This is a genomic window from Streptomyces sp. NPDC005863 (assembly GCF_042871345.1).
In the GTDB taxonomy this organism is placed as follows: domain Bacteria; phylum Actinomycetota; class Actinomycetes; order Streptomycetales; family Streptomycetaceae; genus Streptomyces.
Map to the genome: position 1 here is coordinate 497,752 of NZ_JBIAII010000005.1, position 25,576 is coordinate 523,327.

General features: G+C 70.4%; 18 protein-coding genes and 1 pseudogene. 4 read left to right on the plus strand and 15 right to left on the minus strand.

What is annotated here, in order from left to right:
* Positions 1-5: 5 nt before the first annotated feature.
* The gene (locus tag ACFYO9_RS21210; protein ID WP_355804368.1) at positions 6-707 is read right to left on the minus strand and encodes a ribonuclease HII; all 702 of its coding nucleotides are present in this window, start codon (positions 705-707) and stop codon (positions 6-8) included.
* A gap of 148 nt (positions 708-855) precedes the next feature.
* Positions 856-1,470: a TetR/AcrR family transcriptional regulator gene (locus ACFYO9_RS21215; protein ID WP_358712997.1), complete on the minus strand. Its 615-nt coding sequence runs from the start codon at positions 1,468-1,470 to the stop codon at positions 856-858.
* A gap of 166 nt (positions 1,471-1,636) precedes the next feature.
* On the opposite strand from ACFYO9_RS21215, the gene ACFYO9_RS21220 reads away from it, so the two are divergent.
* On the plus strand, positions 1,637-3,196 hold the full coding sequence (locus ACFYO9_RS21220) for an MFS transporter (protein WP_358777108.1): 1,560 nt from the start codon (positions 1,637-1,639) through the stop codon (positions 3,194-3,196).
* Positions 3,197-3,324: 128 nt separating this feature from the next.
* Here ACFYO9_RS21220 and ACFYO9_RS21225 read toward each other — a convergent pair.
* The 4 genes and pseudogenes from ACFYO9_RS21225 to ACFYO9_RS21240 all read right to left on the minus strand — a co-directional run bounded on the left by ACFYO9_RS21225 (position 3,325) and on the right by ACFYO9_RS21240 (position 8,716).
* Positions 3,325-5,152, minus strand: a pseudogene (locus ACFYO9_RS21225) (DUF4153 domain-containing protein).
* A gap of 253 nt (positions 5,153-5,405) precedes the next feature.
* Positions 5,406-6,314, minus strand: coding sequence for an ADP-ribosylglycohydrolase family protein (locus ACFYO9_RS21230; protein WP_358777107.1), 909 nt, complete (start codon positions 6,312-6,314; stop codon positions 5,406-5,408).
* Positions 6,315-6,402: 88 nt separating this feature from the next.
* Positions 6,403-7,062 carry a histidine phosphatase family protein gene (locus ACFYO9_RS21235; protein ID WP_355804360.1) on the minus strand — a complete coding sequence of 220 codons (660 nt, stop codon included), beginning with the start codon at positions 7,060-7,062 and terminating at the stop codon, positions 6,403-6,405.
* Positions 7,063-7,096: 34 nt separating this feature from the next.
* Positions 7,097-8,716: an ABC-F family ATP-binding cassette domain-containing protein gene (locus ACFYO9_RS21240; protein ID WP_358777106.1), complete on the minus strand. Its 1,620-nt coding sequence runs from the start codon at positions 8,714-8,716 to the stop codon at positions 7,097-7,099.
* 163 nt (positions 8,717-8,879) lie between these two features.
* Between ACFYO9_RS21240 and ACFYO9_RS21245 the strand changes: the two genes are divergently transcribed.
* Positions 8,880-9,509, plus strand: coding sequence for a TetR/AcrR family transcriptional regulator C-terminal ligand-binding domain-containing protein (locus ACFYO9_RS21245; RefSeq protein ID WP_358777105.1), 630 nt, complete (start codon positions 8,880-8,882; stop codon positions 9,507-9,509).
* Between the two features lie 59 nt (positions 9,510-9,568).
* Here the strand turns inward: ACFYO9_RS21245 and ACFYO9_RS21250 are convergent, their stop codons facing one another.
* Complete coding sequence (locus ACFYO9_RS21250) at positions 9,569-10,174, minus strand: YdbC family protein (RefSeq protein WP_355804355.1); 606 nt, start codon at positions 10,172-10,174, stop codon at positions 9,569-9,571.
* 33 nt (positions 10,175-10,207) lie between these two features.
* Complete coding sequence (locus ACFYO9_RS21255) at positions 10,208-11,029, minus strand: arylamine N-acetyltransferase (protein ID WP_358777104.1); 822 nt, start codon at positions 11,027-11,029, stop codon at positions 10,208-10,210.
* Between ACFYO9_RS21255 and ACFYO9_RS21260 the strand changes: the two genes are divergently transcribed.
* Positions 11,023-11,655, plus strand: coding sequence for a TerD family protein (locus ACFYO9_RS21260; protein ID WP_355804351.1), 633 nt, complete (start codon positions 11,023-11,025; stop codon positions 11,653-11,655). The genes ACFYO9_RS21255 and ACFYO9_RS21260 overlap by 7 nt on opposite strands.
* 154 nt (positions 11,656-11,809) lie before the next feature.
* On the opposite strand, the gene ACFYO9_RS21265 is transcribed toward ACFYO9_RS21260, so the two are convergent.
* Complete coding sequence (locus ACFYO9_RS21265; RefSeq protein ID WP_358777103.1) at positions 11,810-14,707, minus strand: vitamin B12-dependent ribonucleotide reductase; 2,898 nt, start codon at positions 14,705-14,707, stop codon at positions 11,810-11,812.
* A 138-nt stretch (positions 14,708-14,845) separates the two neighbouring features.
* On the minus strand, positions 14,846-15,391 hold the full coding sequence (gene nrdR, locus ACFYO9_RS21270) for a transcriptional regulator NrdR (RefSeq protein WP_355804347.1): 546 nt from the start codon (positions 15,389-15,391) through the stop codon (positions 14,846-14,848).
* A 497-nt stretch (positions 15,392-15,888) separates the two neighbouring features.
* On the opposite strand from nrdR, the gene lexA reads away from it, so the two are divergent.
* On the plus strand, positions 15,889-16,674 hold the full coding sequence (gene lexA, locus ACFYO9_RS21275; RefSeq protein WP_355804345.1) for a transcriptional repressor LexA: 786 nt from the start codon (positions 15,889-15,891) through the stop codon (positions 16,672-16,674).
* 173 nt (positions 16,675-16,847) lie between these two features.
* Here lexA and ACFYO9_RS21280 read toward each other — a convergent pair whose 3' ends face one another.
* From ACFYO9_RS21280 to ACFYO9_RS21300, 5 genes are all read right to left on the minus strand, one after another.
* Positions 16,848-18,821: an ATP-dependent DNA helicase gene (locus ACFYO9_RS21280; RefSeq protein ID WP_358777102.1), complete on the minus strand. Its 1,974-nt coding sequence runs from the start codon at positions 18,819-18,821 to the stop codon at positions 16,848-16,850.
* 40 nt (positions 18,822-18,861) lie between these two features.
* On the minus strand, positions 18,862-20,730 hold the full coding sequence (locus ACFYO9_RS21285; protein WP_358777101.1) for an IucA/IucC family siderophore biosynthesis protein: 1,869 nt from the start codon (positions 20,728-20,730) through the stop codon (positions 18,862-18,864).
* Between the two features lie 59 nt (positions 20,731-20,789).
* Positions 20,790-21,506, minus strand: a complete 717-nt coding sequence (locus ACFYO9_RS21290) for a GNAT family N-acetyltransferase (RefSeq protein ID WP_358777100.1) — start codon at positions 21,504-21,506, stop codon at positions 20,790-20,792.
* A 66-nt stretch (positions 21,507-21,572) separates the two neighbouring features.
* A complete protein-coding gene (locus ACFYO9_RS21295; RefSeq protein ID WP_388666482.1) occupies positions 21,573-23,588 on the minus strand; it encodes an IucA/IucC family protein in 2,016 nt (671 codons plus the stop codon).
* A 101-nt stretch (positions 23,589-23,689) separates the two neighbouring features.
* Positions 23,690-25,372 carry a diaminobutyrate--2-oxoglutarate transaminase family protein gene (locus ACFYO9_RS21300; protein WP_388666485.1) on the minus strand — a complete coding sequence of 561 codons (1,683 nt, stop codon included), beginning with the start codon at positions 25,370-25,372 and terminating at the stop codon, positions 23,690-23,692.
* Between the last annotated feature and the right edge of the window lie 204 nt (positions 25,373-25,576).

Consider the following 25,576-nt stretch of genomic DNA (forward strand, 5'->3'; position numbering starts at 1 on the left):
AAGCGTCAGAACTCAAAGCCGAGCTGGCCCTCGATTTCCGGAACGTTTCCGTCCGCCCAGCTGCGGGCCTTCTTGAGGTGCCGCCACTGGGGCAGCGCATCAAGATACGCCCACGTGAGCCGGTGGTACGGGGTGGGCCCCCGCTCCGCCAGCGCGGTCTTGTGCACCGGCGACGGATAGCCGGCGTTGGCCGCAAAACCGAAGTCTGCATGTTCGATGCCCAGTTCGGCCATCATTTTGTCGCGCCGGACTTTCGCGATCACGGAAGCCGCGGCGACGGCCACACAGGACTGGTCCCCCTTGATCACCGTACGGACCTGCCAGGGAGCACCGAGGTAGTTGTGCTTTCCGTCGAGGATGACCGCGTCCGGGCGGACCGGCAGCCCCTCCAGAGCACGCACCGCGGCGAGCCGCAGCGCGGCCGTCATGCCCAGGTCGTCGATCTCCTCGTGCGAGGCGTGACCGAGGGCGTGGGCGGTGACCCAGGTCTCCAGCTCCACCGCGAGCGCGGTGCGCCGCTTGGGGGTGATCAGCTTGGAGTCGGTGAGCCCCTCGGGCGGCCTGCGCAGTCCGGTGATCGCCGCACAGACGGTGACCGGTCCGGCCCAGGCGCCGCGCCCGACCTCGTCGACACCGGCGACGATCTTCGCTCCGGTGGTGGCGCGCAGGGAGCGCTCGACGGTGTGGGTGGGTGCTTCGTACGGCATGGCGTCCTCAGCCTACGCCGCCGGGAACCGCCCGCGACACCCAGGCCCCGCCCGAACCACGCCGACGACTCCCACCGCCCCTCGGAGGGCCCTCTCGTGGACACCCGCCGACATCCCCGTGGACGCCCTTACGGTCGCGGTGGAACCCTCACGGCCGCAGCAGCGGGACCATCACCTGGTCGATGAGCGCCTCGAACTCCTCGTCCCGCCATTCGCTCGCGCACACCTTCGTGCGGTACATGAACATCGCCGGGATCACATCGCACACATACGCGTCCGTCCCGCCGGAACGCACCTCTCCGCGCTCGACACCACGGCGCAGCACCTCCTTGATCAGCTTCACGCTCGGCTCGATGACGCCCTCGAAGATCACGTCATGGAAGAGCTCGGCCGTCGCTGTGTCGCATTCGTGAAGCACCGCGCGCAGGGCGAACCCGGTGCGCGAGAACATCGTGACCCGCATCTGCTTGCACAGCTGGAGCAGGTCCTCCCGGACGCCGCCGAGGTCCGGAACGCTGTCCAGGCGGGGCAGCCCGGCCCGCAGGGCGTGCACGACGAGGTCCTCCTTGGACGGCCAGCGGCGGTACACGGCCGCCTTGCCGGTCTGCGCCCCCGCGGCCACGCCCTCCATCGTCAGGCCGCTCCAGCCGACCGTGCTGAGCTGCTCGAGGGCGGCATCGAGGATCGCGCGCTCCAGGACGGGCCCCCGCCGACGCGGGGACACCGTCCGGGCGGGAACGGCCGTCCAGCGCGAAGTAGCCATCTATTTCTCTCCGTTGAGCGAGCAGATGCGCCAGAAACCAGCAGACACATCGAGAACCAGGTGCTGAGAACAAAGGTGAGTGAACGCTTGCGTTCACTCAAGAGGAGTCACTACCGTCGTAGTGAACAGTGAACGGGCCCGTTCACTAAGGAACTTGCGGGGGATCATGACGACGACCTCTCAGCTGACACACGATCACAAGCCCGGAGCCGCCCGCCGGGAGGGGCATCCCGGCCTGGCCCTCACCGTCATCGCGGCCTGCCAACTCATGGTGGTCCTGGACGCGACGATTGTGAACATCGCGCTCCCCCACATCCAGGGAGCGCTCCACTTCTCGACGACCGACCTCACGTGGGTCGTCAGCGCGTACACCCTCACCTTCGGCGGTCTGCTGCTGCTCGGCGGCCGCGCCGGTGACATCCTCGGACGCCGTCGCGTCTTCATGTCCGGCATCCTCCTCTTCACGCTCGCCTCACTCCTCGGCGGATTCGCCCAGGAACCCTGGCAGCTGCTGGCCGCGCGCGCCCTGCAGGGCGTCGGTGGCGCGATAGCCTCGCCCACCTCGCTGGCCCTCATCACGACGACCTTCCCCGAAGGGCCCGAGCGGAACCGCGCGTTCGGCGTTTTCGCCGCCGTCTCCGCAGGTGGCGGCGCGATCGGCCTGCTGGCGGGCGGCATGCTCACCGAGTGGCTCGACTGGCGCTGGGTCCTGTTCGTGAACGTACCCATCGGCGTCCTGATCGCCGTCCTCACCCCGCTCTACATCAACGAATCCGAGCGTCACCCCGGCCGCTTCGACCTCACGGGCGCCCTGACCTCCACGCTCGGCATGGTCTCCCTGGTCTACGGATTCATCCGTTCCGCCGAAGAAGGCTGGCGCGACGGCATCACGCTGGGCTCGTTCGGCGCGGCGGTCGTCCTGCTCGCGGCCTTCGTCTTCGTCGAGAAGCGGGCGAAGGAACCGATCACGCCCCTGCGGATGTTCGCCGACCGCAACCGCTCGGGCACATATGTGATCATGCTCAGCCTGGCCGCCGCGATGTTCGGCATCTTCTTCTTCATCGTGCTCTTCGTGCAGAACATCCTGGGCTACACCCCGATCGAGGCGGGCCTGGCCTTCCTGCCGGTCACGATGGTCATCGCGGTCGGTGCGGGCCTGTCGCAGAAGTTCCTTCCGGTGCTCGGCCCGAAGCCGTTCATGGTGTCGGGTTCGGTCATCGTCGCGCTGGGGCTCGGCTGGCTGACCCTGCTCGGTCCTGACAGCTCCTACCTGGGCGGCGTGCTCGGTCCGATGCTGCTGTTCGGCTTCGGCATGGGCCTGAACTTCGTGACGCTGACGCTGACGGCGGTCTCCGGCGTGGCCCTCCACGAGGCGGGCGCCGCCTCCGGCCTCCTCAACACCACCCAGCAGGTGGGCGGTTCGCTCGGTCTGTCCATCCTCACCACCGTCTTCGGCACGGCGAGCCGCAACGAGGGCAAGGACCAGATGGCGGACTTCATGGCCCACGCCTCCCCGGAGCAGAAGGCCCAGTTCGCCAAGACCCACGAGCTGCCGGCGCCCTGGGGCCACGAGGTGCTCTCCGAGGGCATCTCGACCGCCTTCATCCCGGCGGTCGGCATGGCCGTCCTCGCCCTGCTCACCGCCGCGCTGGTGATCCGCGTCCGCAAGAGCGACCTGGACGCGCTGGCCGGCACGGCGAGCGCCGCGGGCCCGGCCGCCGGCTGACGGCACGTCCCTCGCACACGGGTGCCGGGCCGACCACGACAACGTGGCCGCCCCGGCACCCGCTCGTGCGGCACATGAGGCGGACACTTCAGGCGGCATGAGGCGTGCGGACGTCCGGGCCTTGTCGTTCAGTACGAGGTGGTGGAGGGGCCGAAGTCGCGGTCGGCGTCACTCCCGCCGCACCGGGTGGCGTCCACCGCAGCCACCGGCCTCTTCTCGATGATCCGCCGTGCTCTGGCCTCCCCCACGCTGGTCGCGAACCACGGTCCACGCTCGTCACCGAGCTCGTCGGCCATCTCCTTCAGCGCGCAGGAGCGCTGCGGCTCCGGAAGCCCGTCCAGCGCCGGCACCGCGTCGGCCGACAGCTGGCGCGCGTAGTCGAAGTCGAACTTCCCAGTCTCCTCGTAGCGCTGCACATTGCGCTCGGCTATCAGCGCGTCGGGCGACAGCAGCCCGAACGCCAGCACACCCGCCGCCGCACTGGCCGCCACGGCACGCGGCAGCCACCGGGCACCCCAGACGCCCGCGGCCATGATCAACAAGAGGATCACGCCGAGCCAGAGTTCCGCGGCGACCACCGAGATCCGCAGCCTGGTCAGCCCGTACGCCTCCACGTACATGTCCAAGCGGCGCACCGCCGACGCCACCACCACCAACGTCATCGCGCAGAGCGTGCCGAGCACCCCGCGCACCAACGTGCGGTCCCGCGCCCCGTCACGCGGCGACCAGCGCAACGCGAACATGATCACCAGCAACGTGAGCAAGGTCGCGAGCAGCAACTGCCAGAACCCCTGCCGCGCATAGGCGGAGTACGAGAGCCCGGTCTTGTCGAGAACGGTGTCGTACCCCCCCGAACAGCATGGCCAGCTGCACCGCGTTGAACGCCGCGAACAGCGCGGTGAGCACGACCAGCGGCAGCGCCCATTCGACCCGTCCCCGCGCCCGTCCAGGCCCCACCACGAGCCGGTCCCAGCACACGGGCGACGCGGCCGTACGTGCCACGGCGAGCGCTCCGACCACCCCCGCGGCCAAAAGCACTATCCGCCACGGGCTCCCGGCGACCGACGCATCGGGTATCAGCTCCCCGAGCAGGTCCGCGAAGGCCGCGTCCGCCCCCGCGAACAACGCCCCGAACACCGCCAACAGCACCACGGTCACCGCGACCGCCCGCAGCATGGGCGCGGCGCCCCGCACCTCGCCCGCCCGCTCCCGCACCCCGGACCAGCCCCAGCGCAGCCCCGGGACGACCGCCTCGAAGACACCGAGCGGACTCAGGATGACGCCCGTCCACGTCCGGGAACCGTGCAACGCCAGCGACCCGAGCGCGAACGCGGCCACGATCGCGAGAAACGACGGCCACCCCGCGTCCCGCAACGCCGGCACGACCAACAGCGCCGCCACTCCCCCGACCCACACCCACGACCACGGACGAGGCCACCGCCCACGACGCCCGTCCCGCTGCGCGGAGAACCACGCGGCGACCCCGACCGGAACGGCGACGATCAACAGGTTCCACGCCAGCCCGTCCCCGAGCAGCACCATGCTCAACAACCCGGCGACCAGCACAGCGCCCAACGTCACCGGCCCCACAGCCTCCGCCGGCTCACCCCGCAAATCCGCAAGGAGCGGCGGAACCTGCTCCTTCGCCCCCTCCACGTCCTGCGTCCTCACCCGCTCCCCCGCACGCTCTCCCGCCCGCGGATAGCCACGCGCAGCACCGTACGAACCCGCCCTCGTGGCACGCCCACGCCCCCCGGCACGAGGGACGCCGCCATCCACCTCGGCAGGCGCAGCTACCTCGGCGGTCTCGGCCGTCCCGGGGGTCTCGGTCGTCCCGGGGGTCTCGGCGGTCTCAGCCTCACCCTGAGCCGACGGAGAACCGCCCGGCGCCGCCGCACGTCCCTCCGCCGCATCACGTCTGTCCGCCGCACCACGCCCAGTTGATGTGTCTGACACGGGACCCCTCCCCCGACCGGCTCTTCACAGCACGCGGCCCCCCACAGGTGGCCTCGGGACTGCCGGAACCGGCATCCAGTTCAACGCACGCCAGGCCAACGCCAAGATCAACTGGCGGCCCGCCTCAGCGTAGCCGGGCGCGACATCCAAGCCCCGGGCCGATCCATGCCTGTGGCATGACCGTGACAGTGCGACGTGCCGTTACACCGCGTCGGTACGCCGTGCCGTTACCGAGCCTCGCCCCGCCCTGCGGTCAGACCCCGCCCCCGGGAACCCACCCGGGCAGGTCCTCGGTCCGCTCCAGCCACTCCGCGGGCGGCGCTCCGCCCTCGCCGGCCGCCACCACTCCGCCCACGATGGCGCAGGTCGTGTCCATGTCCCCGCCCACCCGCGCGGTGTCCCAGACGGCGCGCTCGTACGATCCGAGCCCCCGCGCGGCCGACCACAACGCGAACGGCACCGTGTCATGGGCCGTCGTACGACGCCCGCACCCCAGAACCGCCGCGACCGTCCCCGCATCGCCGTAGTCGAGCATGTCCCGCGCCCTGCGCAGTCCCGCCCCCACCGCGCTGCGCGGCACCAGGTCGATCACGCCGTCGAGAAGCTGCTGCGGCGTGGGCGGCCCGGTGGGAGTTGCCGTCAGCGCCGCCGCCGCGGCCACCGCCATGGCTCCGACGACCGCCTCACGGTGCTGGTGCGTGGGATACGCCGAGATCTCCGCCTGGTGCGTCGCCTGCTCCGGGTCGTCCGCGTACCAGGCGCCGAGAGGAGCGATCCGCATCGCGGCCCCGTTCCCCCAGGACCCCTGCCCCTTGAACAGCGCGGAGGCCAGCTCACGCCAGTCCCCGCCCTCCCGGACCTGACCCAGCAACCGGTTCACCGCGGGACCGTACCCACGGTCGACATCATGGTGCTCGGCGAACGACCGGGCCAGTGCGTCCTGGTCGATCCGGCGATGCTTCATGAGGACGGCCAGCACGGAGCAAGCCATCTCCGTGTCGTCGGTCCACTTCCAGGGGGCATCGGGCAGCTGTCGGCGCTTGAGTAGCGGGTAGTGCGCGGGCACGAAGAACTGTGAGCCCAGCGCATCCCCCACCGCCAGTCCGCGCAGGCTGGCCAGAGCGCGCTCGAGGCGCAGGTCGGGAGAGGAGTCAGCGGTCATCGCCCTGCCACTCTATCCGGTGAGGCCGTATCCATTCGGTGAGGCCGTCCCCATGCGGTGAGGCCGTCCCCATGCGGTGAGGCCATGTCTATCCGGTGACGCCGTACGACTCGGGCTCCCGCCACTGCTCGAACGGCCGGTCCATCGTGTACTTGCCGTCCTCCCCGAGCACCAGCACCCTCATCTCTCCGTTCCCCGGGTTGGACAACGACTCGAACTCCGCGACCGACCAGTGGAACCACCGCATGCAGAACAAGCGCATGGTCAGTCCGTGCGTGACAAGGAGGACGTTCGGCGGATGGTCCGGGGCCTCGAAACTCCGGTAGAGGCTCTCCAGGAAGGCCCCCACCCGGTCGTAGACGTCGGCTCCCGACTCTCCCTGCGCGAAGCGGTAGAAGAAGTGCCCGTACGCGTCGCGGTAGGCCTTCTGCAGGCGTACGTCGTCCCTGTCCTGCCAGTTGCCCCAGTCCTGCTCCCGCAGCCTCGGTTCCTCCCGCACCCGCACCAGCTCGGGGTCGAGCCGCAGCGCCTGGAAGGTTTCGTGGGTGCGGCGGTAGGGCGAGACGTACACGCTCACCCGCTCGCGTCCGACCAGTTCCCGCAGGTGCTTGCCGGTGTCCTCAGCCTGGGACCAACCGGTCTCGGTGAGGGCGAGTGCGTGGTCGGGCTCGCGCTCGTACACGGTGTCGTCGGCGTTTCCGGCCGACTCGCCGTGCCGGACGAGGAAGATGCGCCGCGGGCGTGCCATAAGGAAACCCTAGATCGGGTCACCGGCGGGCTGCTCAGTCGGGTAGCCGCCCGGCCTCCATCCGGCGTATTCGGCCCGTGAAACGCCGGCGCAGCAATCGGTCGTGCGAGACGACCACCAGGGCTCCGGTCCACTGTTCGAGGGCTGCCTCCAGCTCCTCGACCAGGCCGAGCGCCAAGTGGTTGGCGGGCTCGTCGAGCAGGAGCAGGTCGGCGGGTCTGGCGAGCAGCCGCGCGAGGGCGAGCCGCCGCCGCTGCCCCGCGGACAGGGACCCCACCGGGACGTGCAGGTCGCGGGGGTGGAACAGGCCGAACGAGAGGAGCAGTTCCCGCTGCTCGTCCACGGCGAGCCCCAGCCCTCTGAGCCCTCTGCCGAACACGTCCAGGACACGTTCCGCGGGTCGTTGGACCGGTATTTCCTGGGCGAGGTAGCCGATCCGGCCTCTGCGGACGACGGTGCCCGCGTCGGGTCCGAGCACGCCCGCCATGGTGCGCAGCAGCGTGGACTTTCCTGCGCCGTTCCCGCCATGGATCAGCAGTCGTTCGCCGGCCGAGACGGTGAGCGAGTCCACGGTGAGGCGCTCGCCCACGCGCACGTCCCGCAGGGCCACCAGGGCTCCCTCGGCCGCGCCCGTCACGGGTCGCGCCACGAACCGCAGCGGTTCCGGAGGTTGGGGCACTTCCTGTTCCCGCAGTCTGCGGAGCCGCTCCTGGGCGTTCCGCACGCGTCCGGAGACGGACGCCTGAACCCGCCCTCCGGCCCGGTCGTAGGCCATCTTGTTGTTGTCCTTCATGCCACGGCCACCGGCGACGGTGTGTGCCGTCGTCGCCATGAACTCCTGGAGGCGACTCGTCTCCTCGCACCACTGCGCGTACTCCTGCTCCCAGCGCCGTCTGGCGGCCGCCCTCCCCGCGACGAGTCCTTGGTAGCCACCGCCGTGCCGTACGACGGAGCGGCGGTCCGCGTCCACTTCGAGGATCGCGGTCGTGACGCGCTCCAGGAACGTGCGGTCGTGGGAGACGGCGACCACCGTCCCGCGGTGTGCGGACAGGGCGTCCTCCAGCCAGTCCAGCGCGCTCTCGTCCAAGTGGTTGGTCGGTTCGTCCAGGAGCATGAGCTCGGGTGACGCGGCCAGCAGGCAGGCGAGGCCCAGCCGGGCCTGTTCGCCACCGGACAGGCTGCCCAGGACTCTGTCCCGGTCGATGTGAGCGAGGCCCAGTCCGTGCATCGCCTTGTCCACGCGTGCGTCCGCCTCGTAGCCACCCCGCAGCTCGAAGGCGGTCAGGAGGTCGCCGTACTCGCCCAACTCCCGCTCGGTGGCGGCGCCGAGGCCGGATTCGAGATCGCGCAACCGCGCTTCCATCGACCGCAGTTCGGCCAGCGCCGCGTCGATCGCGTCCGCGACGCAGCGGTCGGCCGGGAGTCGCGGAGTCTGCGCGAGGAGGCCGACTCCTCCCTCTGCGACGGTCACCACTTCTCCCTCATCGGGCCGCTCGTCGCCGGACATCAGGTGCAGCAGCGTGGACTTTCCCGCGCCGTTCTCCCCCACGACCCCTATGCGTTCGCCCGGGCGGATCGCGAGTGAGACCCCGTCGAGGAGCAGGCGCTCCCCACGAGTCTTGGTCACACCATGCAGAGAGATCTGAGTAGGCATGGGCAAAGCACCCCCCGGTTTCACATCCACCAAGCAAACGCAACTGCTGTCGCATTACGACGAGTGTGACACACTGCCGGAGCTAATGCAACGCGAGTAGCGATAAATTTGTGGCTCGAGATTCCGCGGGAGCCGCGGCATGCCGAAGGAGAGGAACGAAGCGATGAGCGAGCGAGATGAGGAGCCGGCGAACCCCGCCCCCGGCACCCGCCGCCCCGGCGGCCGCACGGCCCGCACTCGCGCAGCCGTTCGGGACGCCGTGCTGAGCGGCCTCGCCGACCACGGCTACCCGGGCCTCACCGTCGAATACGTGGCCGACCACTCGGGGGTGCACAAGACCACGCTGTACCGGCGCTGGGGCGGCCTCGAGGGCATGGTCGCGGACGCCCTGGACATGGCGGGTGAGGACACCTGGACCCCGCCGGACACGGGGAGCCTGGAGGGTGACCTGCGTGAGCTGGCCCGCGAGGTGGTCGACTCCTTCACCGACGAGACGGCCGCCTCCGCACCGACCGCGTTCGTCGCGGCGGCGTTCCAGTCACAGCGGGCCGCCGACGCCCTGCACGCCTTCTACGCCGAGCGGTTCGGACGCTGCGAGACGGTCGTGGCTCGCGCCGTGGCCCGCGGCGAAGCTCCCCCGGACACGGACGCGGCGGCGCTCGTCCGCGCCGTCTCGGCCCCGCTGCTGCTCCGCGTCTTCATCACCCGCGAACCGGTCGACGCGGCGCTGGCCGACCAGTCGGCGGCGGCAGCCGTCGCAGCGACCCGCGGGGGCGCGTTCGCTCGGAGGTGACGCACGGCAAGTGAGCCAGTCACCCAGCCGCCCAGTCACTGAATCACTGAATCACCGAGTCACACCGTCCACGACGGCTCCAACTCCACGATGTCTCCCGCAAGCGCGGACACATCGGCGTCCGTCTGCGCCCGGAGAGACAGGCGTTCCACCCGCTCGGCGCGGTACTTGCCGTGTTCGGCGGCCGACTGCCACATGGAGAGCACCAGGAACTCGTGGCCCGGCGCCTCTCCGAAGAGTCCGCGTACCATGCCCGGTGAACCGGCCATCGCCGGGTTCCAGACCTTCTCCTGCATCAGCGCGAAGTGCTCGACCCGCGGCTCACGGACCCTGCAGTGCGCCACACGCACCACATCGGCGTCCGTGAAGCGCGGTTCGAACCCGGTCTTCACGTCGAAACGGTGGTCGAAGAGCTTGGCCCGGAGGTTCTTGTGCGTGCCGGCCTGCGCGGCCGCGAGGCGGTCGTGCGAGCGGGCCATGAAGGAGTCGTAGAAGGCACGGCTCTCCCAGAACGCGAAGACGTGAGCGACGCCTTGCCGTCCCCGGCTCCACCCCCCGCCCTGCCCCCGGAATCCCGGCTCTCCCAACAGCCCCGCCCACTTTCGCTGTCCTCGTTCGAACCCCCGACGGTCCACCACGGTGCAGCGAATCCACTTGACCAGCACCGCGCCATCGTACGGCGCGGAGCCCGGCCCGGGTCACGCTCCGGCGTAGTGCGCCCTGATCAGCTCGGCAGAGTCGTCCGCATCGAGTTCGATACCGAACTCCCGGTCGAGAACGGACATCAATTCGCCCACAGGAACGCTTCGTTCGTCCACCGTGCCATCCGCGCGGGTCAGCGTTAGCTGATCGCCCACAAGGCGCCGACGGACCGTTGGGCCGGCCTTCTGCAGTACGGGGCGGCGGATGAACGACGACCTGGGATGAGTCGACGTGTAGTGGTTCATCACCACGTAGTCGACGGGAAGGCGGCGCTCCTGTGTGTACGCGTAGAGGTCGAACCAGCCGTCGGAGCTCTGCGTCTGCAGCACCAGGACGCCTTCGTCCTCCTGCTTGACGCGGTAACGCCACTCTCCTTGTTGCCGTTCCACGCCGGCGCGCAGCGGAATGGGTTCGAGCAGCCCGTCGGCGCCGAAGCCGACGTCGCAGTGGAACGCCTCGCCGTCCACCTCGACCTTCAGGAGCATGTGCGTCACCGCGCGCGTGACGGAGGCTCCGGCCCTGACGCGGGCGGCGAGCCCGGTGACGTCGAAGCCGAGGCGTTCGAGGGCGGCCGCGAAGAGCAGGTTCTGCTCGTAGCAGTAGCCGCCCCGCCGGCTGTGGAGCAGCTTGTTCTGCAGTGCGGGCAGGTCCAGCGGGACCGGCCGGCCGAGCATCATCTCGAGGTTCTCGAAGGGGATGGCCGCCACGTGCTCCGTGTGGAGCAGGCGCAGCGTGTCCAGATCCGGCTTCGTCCCGCCCGTGTGCCCGAGTCTCGCCAAGTAGGCCTCGACATCGAGTTCTTCCCCGTTCCATGTCATACGCCCATGATCCCCCGTTGTCCGGGGTACGTCGTAGCGTGGGTGTCGGAGATGCCTGGCGGCTCCGCAGGGCCAGGTCACGAGGAGGGGGATATCCGGTGAGCAGTGTCAGCAAGGGAATCAAGAAGGTCGAAGTCGGGCTCAAGTGGGACCCGAGCCCGGCCGGGGCGCCGCCCAATGATCTCGACATCATCGCCGCGACGTATGCGGCGGACGCCCCGTACGGCAGCCCGGTCTATCTGGTGCACTTCGACAGCCGCTCCCCCGACGGCACGATCACCCTCAACCGGGACAGCACGACGGGGCAGGGGTTCGGCTTCGACGAGGTCATGACCCTGGAACTGGACCGGCTGGCGGGCTCGTTCGTCCGGGTCGTCGTAGGTGTGGCCATACAGCAGCAGGAGGGGCAGCGGGTCTTCGGAGAGATCCCGAACACCGCGGTCCGCATCCGCGAGGGGTACACGGACCTGGCGCAGCTCGACCTGTCCGAGGTCTCCGGGTACCCGGCTTCGACCGTCGCCGAGTTCATCCGGGACGAGTCCGGGGCCTGGTCGTTCCGTCAGGACGTCCGCGGCTTCGACACCGACCCGACGACGTTCGCCTCGGTCATGGGCTCCGAGCGCTGAGCCCCTGCCGCCGTGCGTCCAGGGACCCGACGCAGAAGGGAGGGGCGACGGCTCATGGCCATCGCCCCTCCCTCACAGAGAACGCGCTTCGGGTTCAGCTACGTCGAGTGTCGCATCCGACGCCATCCAACCCGGTTCCGGCTGATCCGCCCGGTCAGCTGCAACCGCTGGTCGAGCCGCAGCCCTCGCAGATGTAGCAGGAGCCCGCACGCTGCATCTTCGTACCGCAGGAGAAGCACAGAGGCGCGTCGGCCTGGATGCCCAGCTGCATCTCCACGAGCTCGGCGCTGGTGTGCGCCTGCTGCGGAGCGGCCTTGGCCGCCTCGGACTCGGCCTGCGGCGTGGCGACGGCCTTCAGGGACTCGGTCTGCCGGGGGGCGGACTGCGCCAGGCCCTCGACGTCGACCTCGTCCTCGTTGGGCTCGTACGACCCCGTCTCCAGGTGGCGCTGACGCTCCTCGGCGGAGTGGATGCCGAGCGCGGAGCGCGTCTCGAAGGGCAGGAAGTCGAGCGCCAGGCGGCGGAAGATGTAGTCGACGATCGACTGCGCCATCCGCACGTCCGGGTCGTCCGTCATGCCGGCCGGCTCGAACCGCATGTTCGTGAACTTGGAGACGTACGTCTCCAGGGGCACGCCGTACTGCAGACCGACCGAGACGGCGATGGAGAAGGCGTCCATCATGCCCGCGAGGGTCGAGCCCTGCTTGGACATCTTCAGGAAGACCTCGCCGAGACCGTCGTCCGGGTAGGAGTTGGCGGTCATGTAGCCCTCGGCGCCACCCACCGTGAAGGACGTGGTGATGCCGGGACGCCCCTTCGGCAGACGCTTGCGGACCGGGCGGTACTCGACCACCTTCTCGACCGCGGCACGGATCGTGTCCTCGGCCTTCTCGGTGACCTCGGCCTTCTCCTTCTCCTTCGTCTTGGCGGAGAGAGGCTGGCCGACCTTGCAGTTGTCGCGGTAGATGGCGAGCGCCTTGACGCCCATCTTCCACGCCTCGAAGTAGACCTCTTCGACGTCCTCGACGGTGGCGGTCTCCGGGAGGTTGACCGTCTTGGAGAGGGCGCCCGAGATCCACGGCTGGATGGCGGCCATCATGCGGACGTGACCCATCGCGGAGATGGAACGCTCGCCCATGGCGCAGTCGAAGACCTCGTAGTGCTCGGGCTTGAGGCCCGGGGCGTCGATCACATTGCCGTTCTCGGCGATGTGGGCGACGATCGCCTCGATCTGCTCCTCCTGGTAGCCCAGGCGACGCAGGGCCTGCGGCACGGTGCCGTTGACGATCTGCATCGAGCCGCCGCCGACGAGCTTCTTGAACTTCACCAGGGCGAGGTCGGGCTCCAGGCCCGTGGTGTCGCAGGACATCGCGAGACCGATGGTGCCGGTCGGGGCGATGACCGACGCCTGGGAGTTACGGAAACCGTTCTTCTCGCCGAGGCGGACCACGTCCTGCCAGGCCTCCGTGGCGGCGGCCCAGATCGGCGAGTCCAGGTCGTCCATGCGGATGGCCGAGGCGTTGGCGTCGGCGTGCTGCTTCATCACGCGGTTGTGCGGCGTGGCGTTCTTGGCGTACCCGTCGTAGGGACCGACGACCGCGGCGAGCTCGGCGGAACGCTTGTACGAGGTACCCGTCATCAGCGACGTGATGGCGCCGGCGAGGGCGCGGCCGCCGTCCGAGTCGTACGCGTGACCGGTGGCCATCAGCAGGGCGCCGAGGTTGGCGTAGCCGATGCCCAGCTGGCGGAAGGCGCGGGTGTTCTCGCCGATCTTCTGGGTCGGGAAGTCCGCGAAGCAGATGGAGATGTCCATCGCGGTGATGACCAGCTCGACGACCTTGGAGAAGCGCTCGGCGTCGAAGGACTGGTTGCCCTTGCCGTCGTCCTTCAGGAACTTCATCAGGTTCAGCGAGGCGAGGTTGCAGGACGTGTTGTCCAGGTGCATGTACTCGCTGCACGGGTTCGAGCCGTTGATGCGGCCGGACTCCGGGCAGGTGTGCCAGGCGTTGATGGTGTCGTCGTACTGGATGCCGGGGTCGGCACACGCCCACGCGGCCTCGGCCATCTTGCGGAAGAGCGACTTGGCGTCGACCTCCTCGATGACGTCACCGGTCATCCGGCCCCGCAGACCGAACTTGGAGCCGGACTCCACGGCCTTCATGAACTCGTCGTTCACGCGGACCGAGTTGTTGGCGTTCTGGTACTGGACCGACGTGATGTCGTCGCCACCCAGGTCCATGTCGAAGCCCGCGTCGCGGAGCGCGCGGATCTTCTCCTCTTCCTTCACCTTGGTCTCGATGAAGCCCTCGATGTCGGGGTGGTCGACGTCGAGGATGACCATCTTGGCCGCGCGGCGCGTGGCGCCACCGGACTTGATCGTTCCTGCGGAGGCGTCGGCACCGCGCATGAAGGAGACGGGACCCGAGGCGTTGCCTCCGGAGGACAGCAGTTCCTTGGAGGAACGGATGCGGGAGAGGTTCAGGCCGGCGCCGGAGCCGCCCTTGAAGATCATGCCCTCTTCCTTGTACCAGTCGAGGATCGACTCCATGGAGTCGTCGACGGCCAGGATGAAGCAGGCGGACACCTGCTGCGGCTGGGGCGTGCCCACGTTGAACCAGACCGGCGAGTTGAAGCTGAAGATCTGGTGCAGGAGGGCGTACGCCAGCTCGTGCTCGAAGATCTCGGCGTCCGCGGGCGAGGCGAAGTAGCTGTAGTCCTCACCGGCCTTGCGGTACGTCTTCACGATGCGGTCGATCAGCTGCTTGAGGCCGGTCTCGCGCTGCGGGGTGCCGACGGCCCCGCGGAAGTACTTGCTGGTGACGATGTTGACCGCGTTCACCGACCAGAAGTCGGGGAACTCGACGCCACGCTGCTCGAAGTTGACCGAGCCGTCGCGCCAATTGGTCATGACGACGTCTCGGCGCTCCCAGACCACCTCGTCGTACGGATGCACGCCGGGGGTCGTGTGGATGCGCTCGATACGCAGACCCTTGCTGGCCTTGGACCCCTTGGCGCGGGAACCTCGTGCCGGGCCGCTCGTCGTCTCGGTCATGCCGCCTCCCTGTATCAGGCTAAAACGCCCTGAAGTGCCACGTTCTTCCCTGTGGCACGGATGTGTGTCTGGTGTTGCGGACGTCGCAGAGGACGCCCTCAACAGGTCTGGTTCGCCGCCGGCCGGTCGGTCAGCCGGTCAGTCGGCGGCGGTGGCGGGCACCGGGACTTCGGCAGTCCCTCCGGGCCCGCGATCGTTCACGACGCGCTCTCCGCCCGCGTCGCGCGGCTCCGCGTACAGCCGCTGTTCCCTGAGCTCCCCGATGGCGGCCTCGAAGTCCTCGAGCGAGTCGAAGGCCCGGTACACGGACGCGAAGCGCAGGTAGGCGACGAGGTCGAGCTCCTGCAACGGGCCCAGTATGGCAAGGCCCACGTCGTGCGTGGTCAGCTCCGCGCTCCCGGTGGCACGCACGGCCTCCTCGACCCGCTGGCCGAGCAGCGCGAGCGCGTCCTCGGTCACCGGACGGCCCTGGCACGCCTTACGGACACCGTTGATGACCTTGGTACGGCTGAAGGGCTCGGTCACGCCGCTGCGCTTGACCACCATCAGTGAGCACGTCTCCACCGTCGTGAAACGGCGGGAGCAGTCGGGGCACTGACGGCGCCGGCGGATCGACGTGCCGTCGTCGGTGGTCCGGCTGTCGACGACGCGGCTGTCGGGGTGCCTGCAGAAGGGGCAGTGCATGGAACTCCCAACCCTCCTTCACGGCACGACTCATAAGCCTCAACAGGCCCTTGGGGCCCTCGAAGCAGCCCCCAGCATAGGCGATCCGGGAGGCCCCGGAAGACCATGGACCACAACTTCTGGGCTGCTGCCGCAATCCAACCACTAGATCTGGGGTTGGGCCGCTTTTTCGGTACCGCGCGTGTCGTGTCGCCCCATCGGGCCTCGGGCGGACACGACCGCCCCGCACGCCGCTCGCGGCGGGGGGGCCGGTGCGGGGTTGACGGGGTGCTGGATGGCACTATGGGAGCCCCGCTGAGGGGCTCACGGTCCCGGCGGTGAAGCGTACCGTAATGAGCCGAATTGCCGTTCGGCCAGAGCGTCGGCCATACACCCAAACACATGATCGCGGCGGGTAATCTGCACTTTTTCACTCGAACGTGTGTTTGGCGCAACCTTTCGAAAGCAACTACCGTTGGCTAGCTAGGGAGAGAACATCTCGAGAGGGGCCGACCGACGTGACCACCACCGCTGACAGCGCCACCATCACTGCCCAGGACCGTTCCCAGAGCCGACTCGAGCCGGTGCATGCCATGAATGACGCAGCCACGAACCAGGAGGGGCCCGCGCCCACCCGCTCCCTGCCGGGCCGACCTCCAGGCATCCGCGCCGACAGTTCGGGACTGACCGACCGGCAACGCCGGGTGATCGAGGTCATCAGGGACTCCGTGCAGCGGCGCGGCTACCCGCCGTCGATGCGGGAGATCGGTCAGGCCGTCGGCCTTTCCAGCACCTCCTCCGTCGCCCATCAGCTGATGGCCCTGGAGCGCAAGGGCTTCCTGCGCCGCGACCCGCACCGCCCGCGGGCGTACGAGGTGCGGGGCTCGGACCAGCCGAGCAGCCAGCCCACCGACACCACCGGCAAGCCCGCCGCTTCGTACGTCCCGCTTGTCGGCCGTATCGCGGCCGGCGGGCCGATCCTCGCCGAGGAGTCGGTGGAGGACGTCTTCCCCCTCCCCCGGCAGCTCGTGGGCGACGGCGAGCTCTTCGTCCTGAAGGTCGTCGGCGACTCGATGATCGAGGCCGCCATCTGTGACGGCGACTGGGTCACGGTCCGCCGTCAGCCCGTGGCGGAGAACGGCGACATCGTGGCCGCCATGCTGGACGGCGAAGCGACGGTCAAGCGCTTCAAGCGCGAGGACGGCCACGTCTGGCTGCTCCCGCACAACTCCGCGTACCAGCCCATCCCCGGTGACGAGGCGACGATCCTCGGCAAGGTGGTGGCGGTGCTGCGGCGAGTCTGAGGACTCCGCCCTGACCGGGCCCCGGGACCAACTGCGCCGGTCCCGGGGCCCTGCTGCGTCCGGAGGGGGGTGGGCCGGAGGGGGGTGGGTCGGCCGACCCGTGCCCTGCCCAAACCCCGCGCCCGCCAGGCGCCCCGGCCGCCCCTGACTGCGGGGCCCCCGGCCGCCCGTGCCTACGCGTCCTCGACGGCCTTGGCCGCGGCGTCGATGGCGGCCAGCGAGCGGCGCGCCTGATTGCGGTCCGTCGTGTACCAGAAGTCGGGCAGCGAGGCCTTCAGATAGCTGCCGTAGCGGGCGGTGGCCAGGCGGGGATCCAGGATGGCCACCACGCCGCGGTCCCCGGACGCCCGGACCAGACGCCCCGCCCCCTGCGCCATCAGCAACGCCGCATGGGTCGCCGCGACGGCCATGAAGCCATTGCCGCCGGCGTCGTCCACCGCCTTCTGGCGGGCGCTCATCAGCGGATCGTCGGGGCGCGGGAACGGGATCTTGTCCATGATCACCAGCTGGCAGCTGGGGCCCGGCACATCGACGCCCTGCCAGAGCGAGAGCGTCCCGAACAGACACGTCCTGGGGTCCGCCGCAAAGCCCTTGATCAGCTCGCCCAGGGTCTCCTCGCCCTGCAGCAGGATGGGCACGTCCAGCCGCTCCCGCAGTTCCTCAGCGGCCCCCTGAGCGGCGCGCATGGAGGAGAACAGGCCGAGGGTCCGGCCGCCGGCCGCCTCGATCAGCTCCGCCAGCTCGTCCAGCATGTCACCGCGGGTTCCCTCGCGGCCCGGACGGGCCAGGTGCTTGGCGACGTACAGGATGCCCTGCTTGCCGTAGTCGAACGGCGAGCCGACGTCGAGGCCCTTCCAGACGGGAGCGTCCTCGGACTCCGTGCCCTCGGGGGCGAGGCCGAGCGACGCGCCCACGCCGTTGAAGTCGCCGCCGAGCTTCAGCGTGGCGGAGGTGAGGACCACCGATCGGTCGGCGAAGAGCTTCTCCCTGAGCAGCCCCGACACGGACATGGGGGCCACCCGCAGGGAGGCACCGAAGCGCTCGTGCCGCTCGTACCAGACGACGTCCCACTCGGAGCCGTTCGTGATGCGCTCCGACACGTCATGGATCGACTCCACGGAGGCGAGCGCCTGCTTGCGGACCGCGTCCTCGTCCTGCACCGACTTGTCGCGGGTCGAGCCGAGCGCGGAAATCACCGTCCGCGCGGCGTCGCGCAGCGCCATCAGCGCGTACCCGAGGTCTTCGGGGATCTCTTCCAGCCGGCCGGGCAGCGCCAGCTCCATCAGCCGCTCGAAGCCCTCCGAAGCGGTCTGGAGCTGGTCCGCCGCCTTTTCGTTGACCAGCTTGGCCACGCGGCGCACGGCACGGTTCACCTGCCCCGGCGTGAGCTCGCCCGTGGCCACGCCGGTGACCCGGGAGACCAGCTCGTGCGCCTCGTCCACGATCAGCACCTCGTGCTGGGGCAGGACGGGGGCGCCCTCGATGGCGTCGATGGCGAGCAGCGCGTGGTTGGTGACGACGACGTCGGAGAGCTTGGCGCGCTCGCGGGCCGCCTCAGCGAAGCACTCCGCCCCGTAGGCACACTTCGAGGCGCCCAGGCACTCCCTGGAGGAGACGGACACCTGAGACCAGGCACGGTCGGACACGCCCGGGGTGAGGTCGTCGCGGTCGCCGGTCTCGGTCTCGTCCGCCCAGTCCCGCATCCGCAGCAGGTCCTGGCCCAGCTTGCTGGTGGGGGCGGCCGCCTCGAACTGGTCGAAGAGCCCCTCCTCCTCGTCCTGCGGCATGCCTTCGTGGAGGCGGTGCAGACAGAGGTAGTTCGAGCGCCCCTTGAGCATCGCGAACTGAGGGCGGCGGCGCAGCAGCGGATGCAGCGCGTCCACCGTCCGCGGCAGGTCCCGCTCCACGAGCTGGCGCTGCAGGGCGAGGGTGGCCGTGGCGATCACCACGCGCTCGCCGTGCGCCAGGGCGGGCACCAGATAGCCGAGGGACTTGCCGGTGCCGGTGCCGGCCTGGACCAGCAGGTGGGAGCCGTCGTCGATCGCCTCGGCGACGGTCTCGGCCATGGACACCTGGCCAGGGCGTTCCGTGCCGCCGACGGCGGTGACGGCGGCGTGCAGGAGCTCGGGGAGGGAGGGCTTCGTCATAGCGCGACCACCCTACGGTGCCCCACTGACATTGCGCCGATCAAGGCTGATGGAGGGGGTTGGCCACGGTCCCGTGCACGGCGGCGTGCGGGCGCTGCGCCCGGTCGCGGTAACCGTCGAGGTGGAGGCGGTTCCGGTTGAGGCACAGCCGCTCGATACGGGGCGTGAGCAGGTCGAACATCTCGTATCGCTCCTTGAGCTCCGGGGCGCGGGCCTGGTACCTGAGGATCTCGGCACGCACGTACGCCCAGAAGTCGCCCTCCGTGATCCCCAGTTGCTCCTCGCAGAGCGGCGCGAGATAGCGGAAGACCCCGACGAAGAGACCCGAGTGGATGAACTGCGTGAGGAAGCCGGGCGGCTCGGTGAGGAGTACGTCGCGGACGGCGGCCGGCATCGAGTCCTGTTCGGGCAGCGATATGTCACTGACGTTGACGTCGTCCACGAAGTCCTTCACCGCCAGGCGGACGGGCACGTCCTTGTCGTCGAAGACCACGATCGTGTTCTCCCCGTGAGGGGAGAACACCGTGCCGTAGCGGTACAGGAAGTGCAGCAGGGGAGGCAGCAGCGCGGCGAGGAGCCGGCGCAGCCAGGTCGTCGGCGCCAGCCCCGAGCGTTCCACGAGTTCCGCGACGAAGGCCCGCCCTGTGGGGTCGGTGTGGGTGAGCGAGGCGAGGGTGCGGGCGCGCTCCCCCGGCGCGAGATGGCGGTCGACCGGCTCGCGCCAGATCGCTCCGAGGAGTTCCCGGTACTGGTACGGGACTTCGGGCAGCCCGTCGTAGACGGGGTGTTCGACGGCCACCGAGGCCACCTCGCCGAGCAGGATCACCCCGCACTCGTCCCGGAGGAAGGGGTCCCCGTCGCGGAGCGCGTGCATCCATGCCGTCACGGCGGGGGCGGCGACCGTACGGCCTGTCGGCAGCCCGCGCCACACCAGGGTGTTGAGGACCGACAGGGGCAGCTTCACGGTGTGCCGGTCGGGGCGGGACACGTTGAGGAATGTGCGGATGGACTGCTGAGGCAGGCGCAGGTCGCCGTCGCTGCAGAGCGGCACGATGGCGTCCGCGGCGATGGACGGGGCGAAGAGCGGCAGCACGATCTCGTCCCACTGCCAGGGGTGCACGGGGAGGTACAGGTACTGCCGCGGGTCCAGTCCCCGTGCCCGGAGTAAGTCGGCGAAGGCCTGCCTGGCGTCGGCGGTGAGTTCGCCGTCGTAGAGCTGCTGTGCCGTGTCCAGTCCCGCGACGCCGCGGTACTCGGCGAGGTCGGTGTGGACGGCGATCCACGGGAGCGGTGTCGGGCGGCGGGCCTCGGGCGCCCACCGGTCGGTGTCGGCCGCGGAGAAGCCGACGCGGCCCTTGTTGAGGACGATCCAGGGGTGGCCGGTCTGGTGCCCTTCGAGTTCCGCGTAGCCGAGGTCCGCGAGCTGGGCCGCGCTCAGCGCCGTGTGGTCGATCCGGGCATCGGCACTGAGCGTGACCGTGAGCTCGCGGATGAGATGACCGAGTGTGGCACCGTCCAGGCCGAGGGTCCGGCGGGCCCGGACGAGGAAACGCACCGGGTCGTCGACGGCGACGGCCGGCCCGTCCCCCTCGGCGAGGGTCAGGCCGGCCGCGTCCACGTACCAGCTGCCGTACGAGCCGCGTCGGGCCCGGAAGGTGAGGCAGGCGTCCTGCCCTCCGTCGGAGGCGGAGGCTCCGTCCAGCCCGGCCGGTTCGAGGCGGAGCCGGTAGGTGTCCGCCTCCTCGCCCGCCGCCGGTACGGGGTGGATGACCTCCTCGTACGCGAACTCGCCGATCATCTTCGCCAGCAGGCGGCGGCCTGCCTGCCGCCATCTGTCCTGGGTCAGCTCGGGCGGGTCGTGCAGCTCGGCGGCGGGGCGGGGGATCTGGCCGGCGGACGGATTCGGCACGGGGACTCCTCAGGGAGGGAACCGGATCGGGTCGTGCGGAGTTACTAAGAGTGACGGGGTCAGAGCACGGCGCGCAGGGCCCGGTCACGGATCATGAGCGCCGCGCGTTTGTCGGGCAGATCCACTTCGGCGGAGAAGCGGAAGCCGGCGCTCAAGAATGCGGAGACGGAGGGGGTGTTGCGCAGGTCGGGTTCTGCCACGACGCGTGTGCACGCGGGGCGATGGTCGAGTACGTGGTCGGCCACGGCCCTGAGCAGCGAAGTGCCGAGGCCACGGCCCCGGTTGGCGACGCCGCCGATCAGGAGGTGGATACCGGTGTCGTGCGGGCGGGAGGGATAGTGACGGGCCAAGGGGTCGAGATCCGCGCGGTAGATCTCCCAGTAGCTCATCGGCATGCCCTCCAGCACGCCCAGACAGGGGACGCTGCGTCCGTCGCCGTCGAGCTGGGAGCGCAGGTGGGCTTCGGTGACGGCCTCGGGTCCCGACAGCTCCCAGAACGCGGCCACGGTCGGATCGTTCATCCAGCGGCTGATGAGCGGGAGGTCGCGTTCGAGACGTACGGGTACGAGGCGGAAGGCACCGGCTTCGGTGGGGGTGCGCCCCCACCTCCCGACGCCGCCCAGGAGATCGTCCCGCGCCTCGGCGTCCCGCCCGTCGCCCTCGGCCAGCAGGGCGACGAGCTCCTCGGGCAGGCGCAGGTCGAGGGTGTCCGCACAGTCGGCGCCCGCCGGGGCGGATCCGGTCCCGGCGTCGGTGCTCGCGTCGGTGGGAGTCACGGAGTCGCTCCTGTCAGAAGAGGTGGGGCTCAGGAGGGTGGGGCTCAGGAGAGGTGAGGCATGTCCTCAGGAGTGGAGGGGGTTGGGGATGGTGACGTAGACGGACTGGGTGTCGACCGGGCCGACGAGTTCGTCGAGGCCGTGCAGCCGGGTCAGCAGGTTGGCCTTGCAGCGGAGTACGGGTGAGTCGAGCAGGGTCGCGGGCAGCGGCGTGTGCAGCCGGTCGGGGCCCGTCGCGACATCGCCGAGGAAGCGGCGGAAGGCGGCGAGCAACAGCCGCTCGTCCGCGAGCCGTTCGGCGCCGAGGGCTCCGATGAGGCCGAAGACGTTGTTGATGCCGAGGTAGTAGGCGAATCGCTCGTCCGTCACCTCGTCGGAGACGAACGTGTCGCTGTCGCGTCCGATGCCGGGGAGTCGTCGTTCGAGTTCGGCGCGCCTCGACTCGCGGAAGTAGTAGCCCTGGTTGTCGCGGTACCGGCCGCCCACGGGCCAGCCCTCGGGGTCGAGCAGCAGCAGGGTGTTCTGCTGGTGCGCTTCCAAAGCGACGCCCGCCTCGCCGTCCAGCCAGAGCACGGGACGTACGACCGATTCGAGGTAGCGAAGGAACCACTCGGCGGCAACCGCGCCTCGTGGGCGGCCTGTTCGGCCCGCGAGGCGGGTGACGGTCTCGCCGAGCCGGGAGCGCATCACGGGGCGTTCCTGGCCGGCGGGGAGCGTCGACGGCCGGGGCGAGACGAGTCCGGCGAGGCAGGTGGCGTTGTCGCCGAGTCCGAAGGGGTTGTGCCGGATCATGACGTCGAGTCCGGGGACGGGCGCGCCGTCCGGGCCGGTGACGCCGAGCCAGGCGGGGTCGCGGACCACGTCGAAGCAGGGGTGGACCGACTGCCACTGTTCGGCGAGCCCGCTGCGGAGCAGCCGGTGGACCTCGACGCCGCGACGGAGTTCCTTACGGAGGTTCTCACGACGGGAGTTGGTGATGCGCAGGCCGAGCGAGAGCTTCAGCATGGCGGCCGCGCCGGAGCGGTAGAGGGTACGGACGGAGGAGGTGGGGTGCCAGGGGGCGCCGTGCGGGCCGAGATCCTGGAGCAGCCCGGCGTCGAGCAGGGCGGCGGCGGTGGGGCGGTGCCGGAGTTCGCGGATCTGCCAGGGGTGTACGGGCAGGGCGACGCGGCCGTCCGGGAGCGGCAGGTCGGGGCCTGCGAGGCGCGCGGTCAGCTGGTCGGCGGGGACGGTGCGTCCGCGTTCGGTCCAGGCCGAGTCGCAGGCGAGCACGGAGCGGTCGACGGCCAGCCAGTGCAGGGCGAACGCGCCGCGCAACTCCGGTGAGTACAGGTGGGATTCGGCGTCGGAGAGACCCTCGCGGCTTTTGGGGGTCGGATGCAGGGGGTGTCCGAGGAGCAGGGACTGTTCGGCGGCGAGGAAGGGATCGGGCTCGTCGTCCGGCCGCTTGCGACGGTCGGCGATGAACTCGGCGGTGCGCCGGACCGAGTCGGCGACCCGGCCGACCAAATCAGCGCCGTCGACGGACTCGGCGGACTCGGCGGATTCGGCTGGCTCGGATGCGCGTGACGCCTCGGCGGCTCTGAGTGCGTCGGCCGAATCGGTGGCGTTGTCCGGGCCGGCCGACCCCGTCGGGGGTTCCGTCGCGTGGCGGGCGGTCTCCCGGCTGAGCAGGGCGGCGACGGTGACGGCGTCCACGGCCGGGGCGCTCGTGGGCCCGTCTTCGAGGTACGGGAGGCTGAAGCGGTGCCATCCGGTGGCCGACCAGTACTGCACGGGGACGAGCAGCGCCGTTCCGCTGGCCTCCAGGGGAATGCGCAGGACTCCGCGGTCCGGGGCGGGGAGGCCGTTCTCCCTGACCCAGCAGCGCAGGAGGTTCTCGACGGCCGCCGCCTGGGCCGCGGTGTACGGGTCGGGGTGTTCGAGGAGGTCGGCGGACGTGCCGCGCAGGCGCTCGGCCTCCTGGCCGCCACCCTTCTGCCGCGGGACCGTCTCGGACTCCGCCACCACTGAGGTGCACGCGCCGCACGCGTCTGGGGCGTGGGGCTGGGGGCGGCCTTCGGATGCGGGGGTGGCGTTCAAGAGGGCTTCCTTGTGAGGTTGTCCGGGTCTCCGTGTGGCGGCGGGTCCGGTGCGCTTCGGCGGTCAGTTCCTCCGCGTCGAAGGGCCGGGTTCCGTCTCGGTCATCCGTGGTGGGTACGCGCCGCGGTCGCCAGCGCGTCGGCCAGGCGGTCGAGGACCGCGGCAGCCTGTTCGTCGGTGATGGTCAGCGGAGGAAGGAGTCGTACGACGCTGGAGTGCCGGCCGCCGAGTTCGACGATCAACCCCCGGCGCAGGCACTCGCGCTGGACGGCCGCGGCGAGTTGGGGCGCCGGCGGATGAGGCCGGGCGGTGGCGGCCAGGTCACCGAGTACCGAGGTGTCGAGTCCCGCCGCACGCAGTACCGGGCTGTCAGGTCCCGGCGCATCCAGCACCGACACATCAGGTCCCGGCGCATCCACTACCGAGGTGACGGGCCCCGACTCGCCCGGTCCTGACTCCTCCCCCGCGGGGTTCACCAGTTCCACTCCGATCATCAGCCCTCGGCCGCGGACTTCGCCGATGCACGGGTGTTCCGCGGCCAGGGAGCGCAGTTCGGCGAGCATACGGGCGCCGAGGGTGGCCGCGCGTTGGGCGAGGCCGTTCTCACGGACGTAGGCGAGGGTGGCCGCCCCCGCGGCCATGGCGAGTTGGTTGCCGCGGAAGGTGCCCGCGTGCGCGCCGGGCGGCCAGACGTCGAGGTCGTCGCGGTAGACCACGACGGCCAGGGGGAGGCTGCCGCCGATTGCCTTCGAGAGCACCATCACGTCCGGGACGACGCCGCTGTGCTCGACGGCCCAGAAGGCGCCGGTGCGGCCGACGCCCGTCTGCACCTCGTCCGCGATGAGCGGGATGCCGCGCGCGGCGGTGATCTCGCGCATCCGGCGCAGCCAGGCGTCCGGGGCGGGGAAGACGCCGCCCTCGCCCTGGACCGGTTCGAGGATCATGCCGGCGGGCGCCGGGACGCCCGACTTGGTGTCGTCGAGGAGGCTTTCCGTCCAGCGGGCGGACAGCTCCGCACCGCGAGCGCCGCCGAGCCCGAAGGGGCAGCGGTAGTCCTGCGGGTAGGGCAAGCGCGCGACCCGTACGTCGCGTGCGCCGCCGGACACTGCGAGCGCGCCGGCCGTCATGCCGTGGTAGGCGCCGGTGAAGGCGAGCATGCCGTCGCGGCCGGTGGCCGTGCGGACCAGTTTCAGCGCCGCCTCCACCGCGTCCGTGCCCGCGGGTCCGCAGAACTGGATCCGCGCGTGCTCCGCGAGGCCGCGCGGCAGCATGCGGAAGAGCTCGGTGGTGAAGGCGTCCTTGACGGGCGTCGCCAGATCGAGGACGTGGAGCGGGGCCCCGGAGTCGAGGACCTTCCGGATCGCTTCCAGCACCACGGGGTGGTTGTGCCCGAGGGCGAGGGTCCCGGCGCCCGAGAGACAGTCGAGGTAGCGGCTTCCGTCGGCGCCCTCGATCGTCAGACCGCGCGCGCGGACCGGCACGATCGGCAGGGCTCGCGCGTAGGTGCGCGCCGCGGACTCGCGTGCCGACTGGCGCCGCAGGATCGCCTCTTGAGCGTGCGCGGCCTCTTGAGTGTGCGCGGCCCCCGGCTGATCGTCCCTCGTCGGCTGCGGTACGGGCTGCGGTGCCGGGTGCGGCACGGGGTGCGGTGCGATCTGTGCGGTCTCTGTCACGGGACGTCCTGCGGACACCGCCGCGGGCGCGGGCTCGGTCACGGCCACGACTGTTGGTCCTCCCCCTGGGGGCGAGCGCGTCCGTCCGGTGCGGCTCCTGGGGAGCTCCATGTGGGCGGTCGCGCGGGCGAGTTGGCAGGGGGATGAACGCAGGCCGCGGCTCCCCCGTACGTACCAACGACGAGGGAGCCGGAGGATCACGGGTCAACGGAAGATCCTTGCCGTGACGGAACCGTTGCCCTTCCGTCGGCCGTCCCCAACGGCATCGGCATAGTGTGGGGGCCGTTCATCAGCGACAGGTGCACCGCTCCCCCG

Excerpts from the sequence above, each read along its gene's own strand:
- ACFYO9_RS21260 (WP_355804351.1), top strand. The coding sequence starts at position 11,023 with ATGTCATACGCCCATGATCCCCCGTTGTCCGGGGTACGTCGTAGCGTG.
- ACFYO9_RS21280 (WP_358777102.1), bottom strand. The coding sequence starts at position 18,821 with ATGACGAAGCCCTCCCTCCCCGAGCTCCTGCACGCCGCCGTCACCGCC.
- ACFYO9_RS21265 (WP_358777103.1), bottom strand. The coding sequence starts at position 14,707 with ATGACCGAGACGACGAGCGGCCCGGCACGAGGTTCCCGCGCCAAGGGG.
- ACFYO9_RS21220 (WP_358777108.1), top strand. The coding sequence starts at position 1,637 with ATGACGACGACCTCTCAGCTGACACACGATCACAAGCCCGGAGCCGCC.
- ACFYO9_RS21240 (WP_358777106.1), bottom strand. The coding sequence starts at position 8,716 with ATGCCTACTCAGATCTCTCTGCATGGTGTGACCAAGACTCGTGGGGAG.
- ACFYO9_RS21300 (WP_388666485.1), bottom strand. The coding sequence starts at position 25,372 with ATGGAGCTCCCCAGGAGCCGCACCGGACGGACGCGCTCGCCCCCAGGG.
- ACFYO9_RS21255 (WP_358777104.1), bottom strand. The coding sequence starts at position 11,029 with ATGACATGGAACGGGGAAGAACTCGATGTCGAGGCCTACTTGGCGAGA.
- ACFYO9_RS21215 (WP_358712997.1), bottom strand. The coding sequence starts at position 1,470 with ATGGCTACTTCGCGCTGGACGGCCGTTCCCGCCCGGACGGTGTCCCCG.
- ACFYO9_RS21230 (WP_358777107.1), bottom strand. The coding sequence starts at position 6,314 with ATGACCGCTGACTCCTCTCCCGACCTGCGCCTCGAGCGCGCTCTGGCC.
- ACFYO9_RS21210 (WP_355804368.1), bottom strand. The coding sequence starts at position 707 with ATGCCGTACGAAGCACCCACCCACACCGTCGAGCGCTCCCTGCGCGCC.
- ACFYO9_RS21245 (WP_358777105.1), top strand. The coding sequence starts at position 8,880 with ATGAGCGAGCGAGATGAGGAGCCGGCGAACCCCGCCCCCGGCACCCGC.
- ACFYO9_RS21235 (WP_355804360.1), bottom strand. The coding sequence starts at position 7,062 with ATGGCACGCCCGCGGCGCATCTTCCTCGTCCGGCACGGCGAGTCGGCC.
- nrdR (WP_355804347.1), bottom strand. The coding sequence starts at position 15,391 with ATGCACTGCCCCTTCTGCAGGCACCCCGACAGCCGCGTCGTCGACAGC.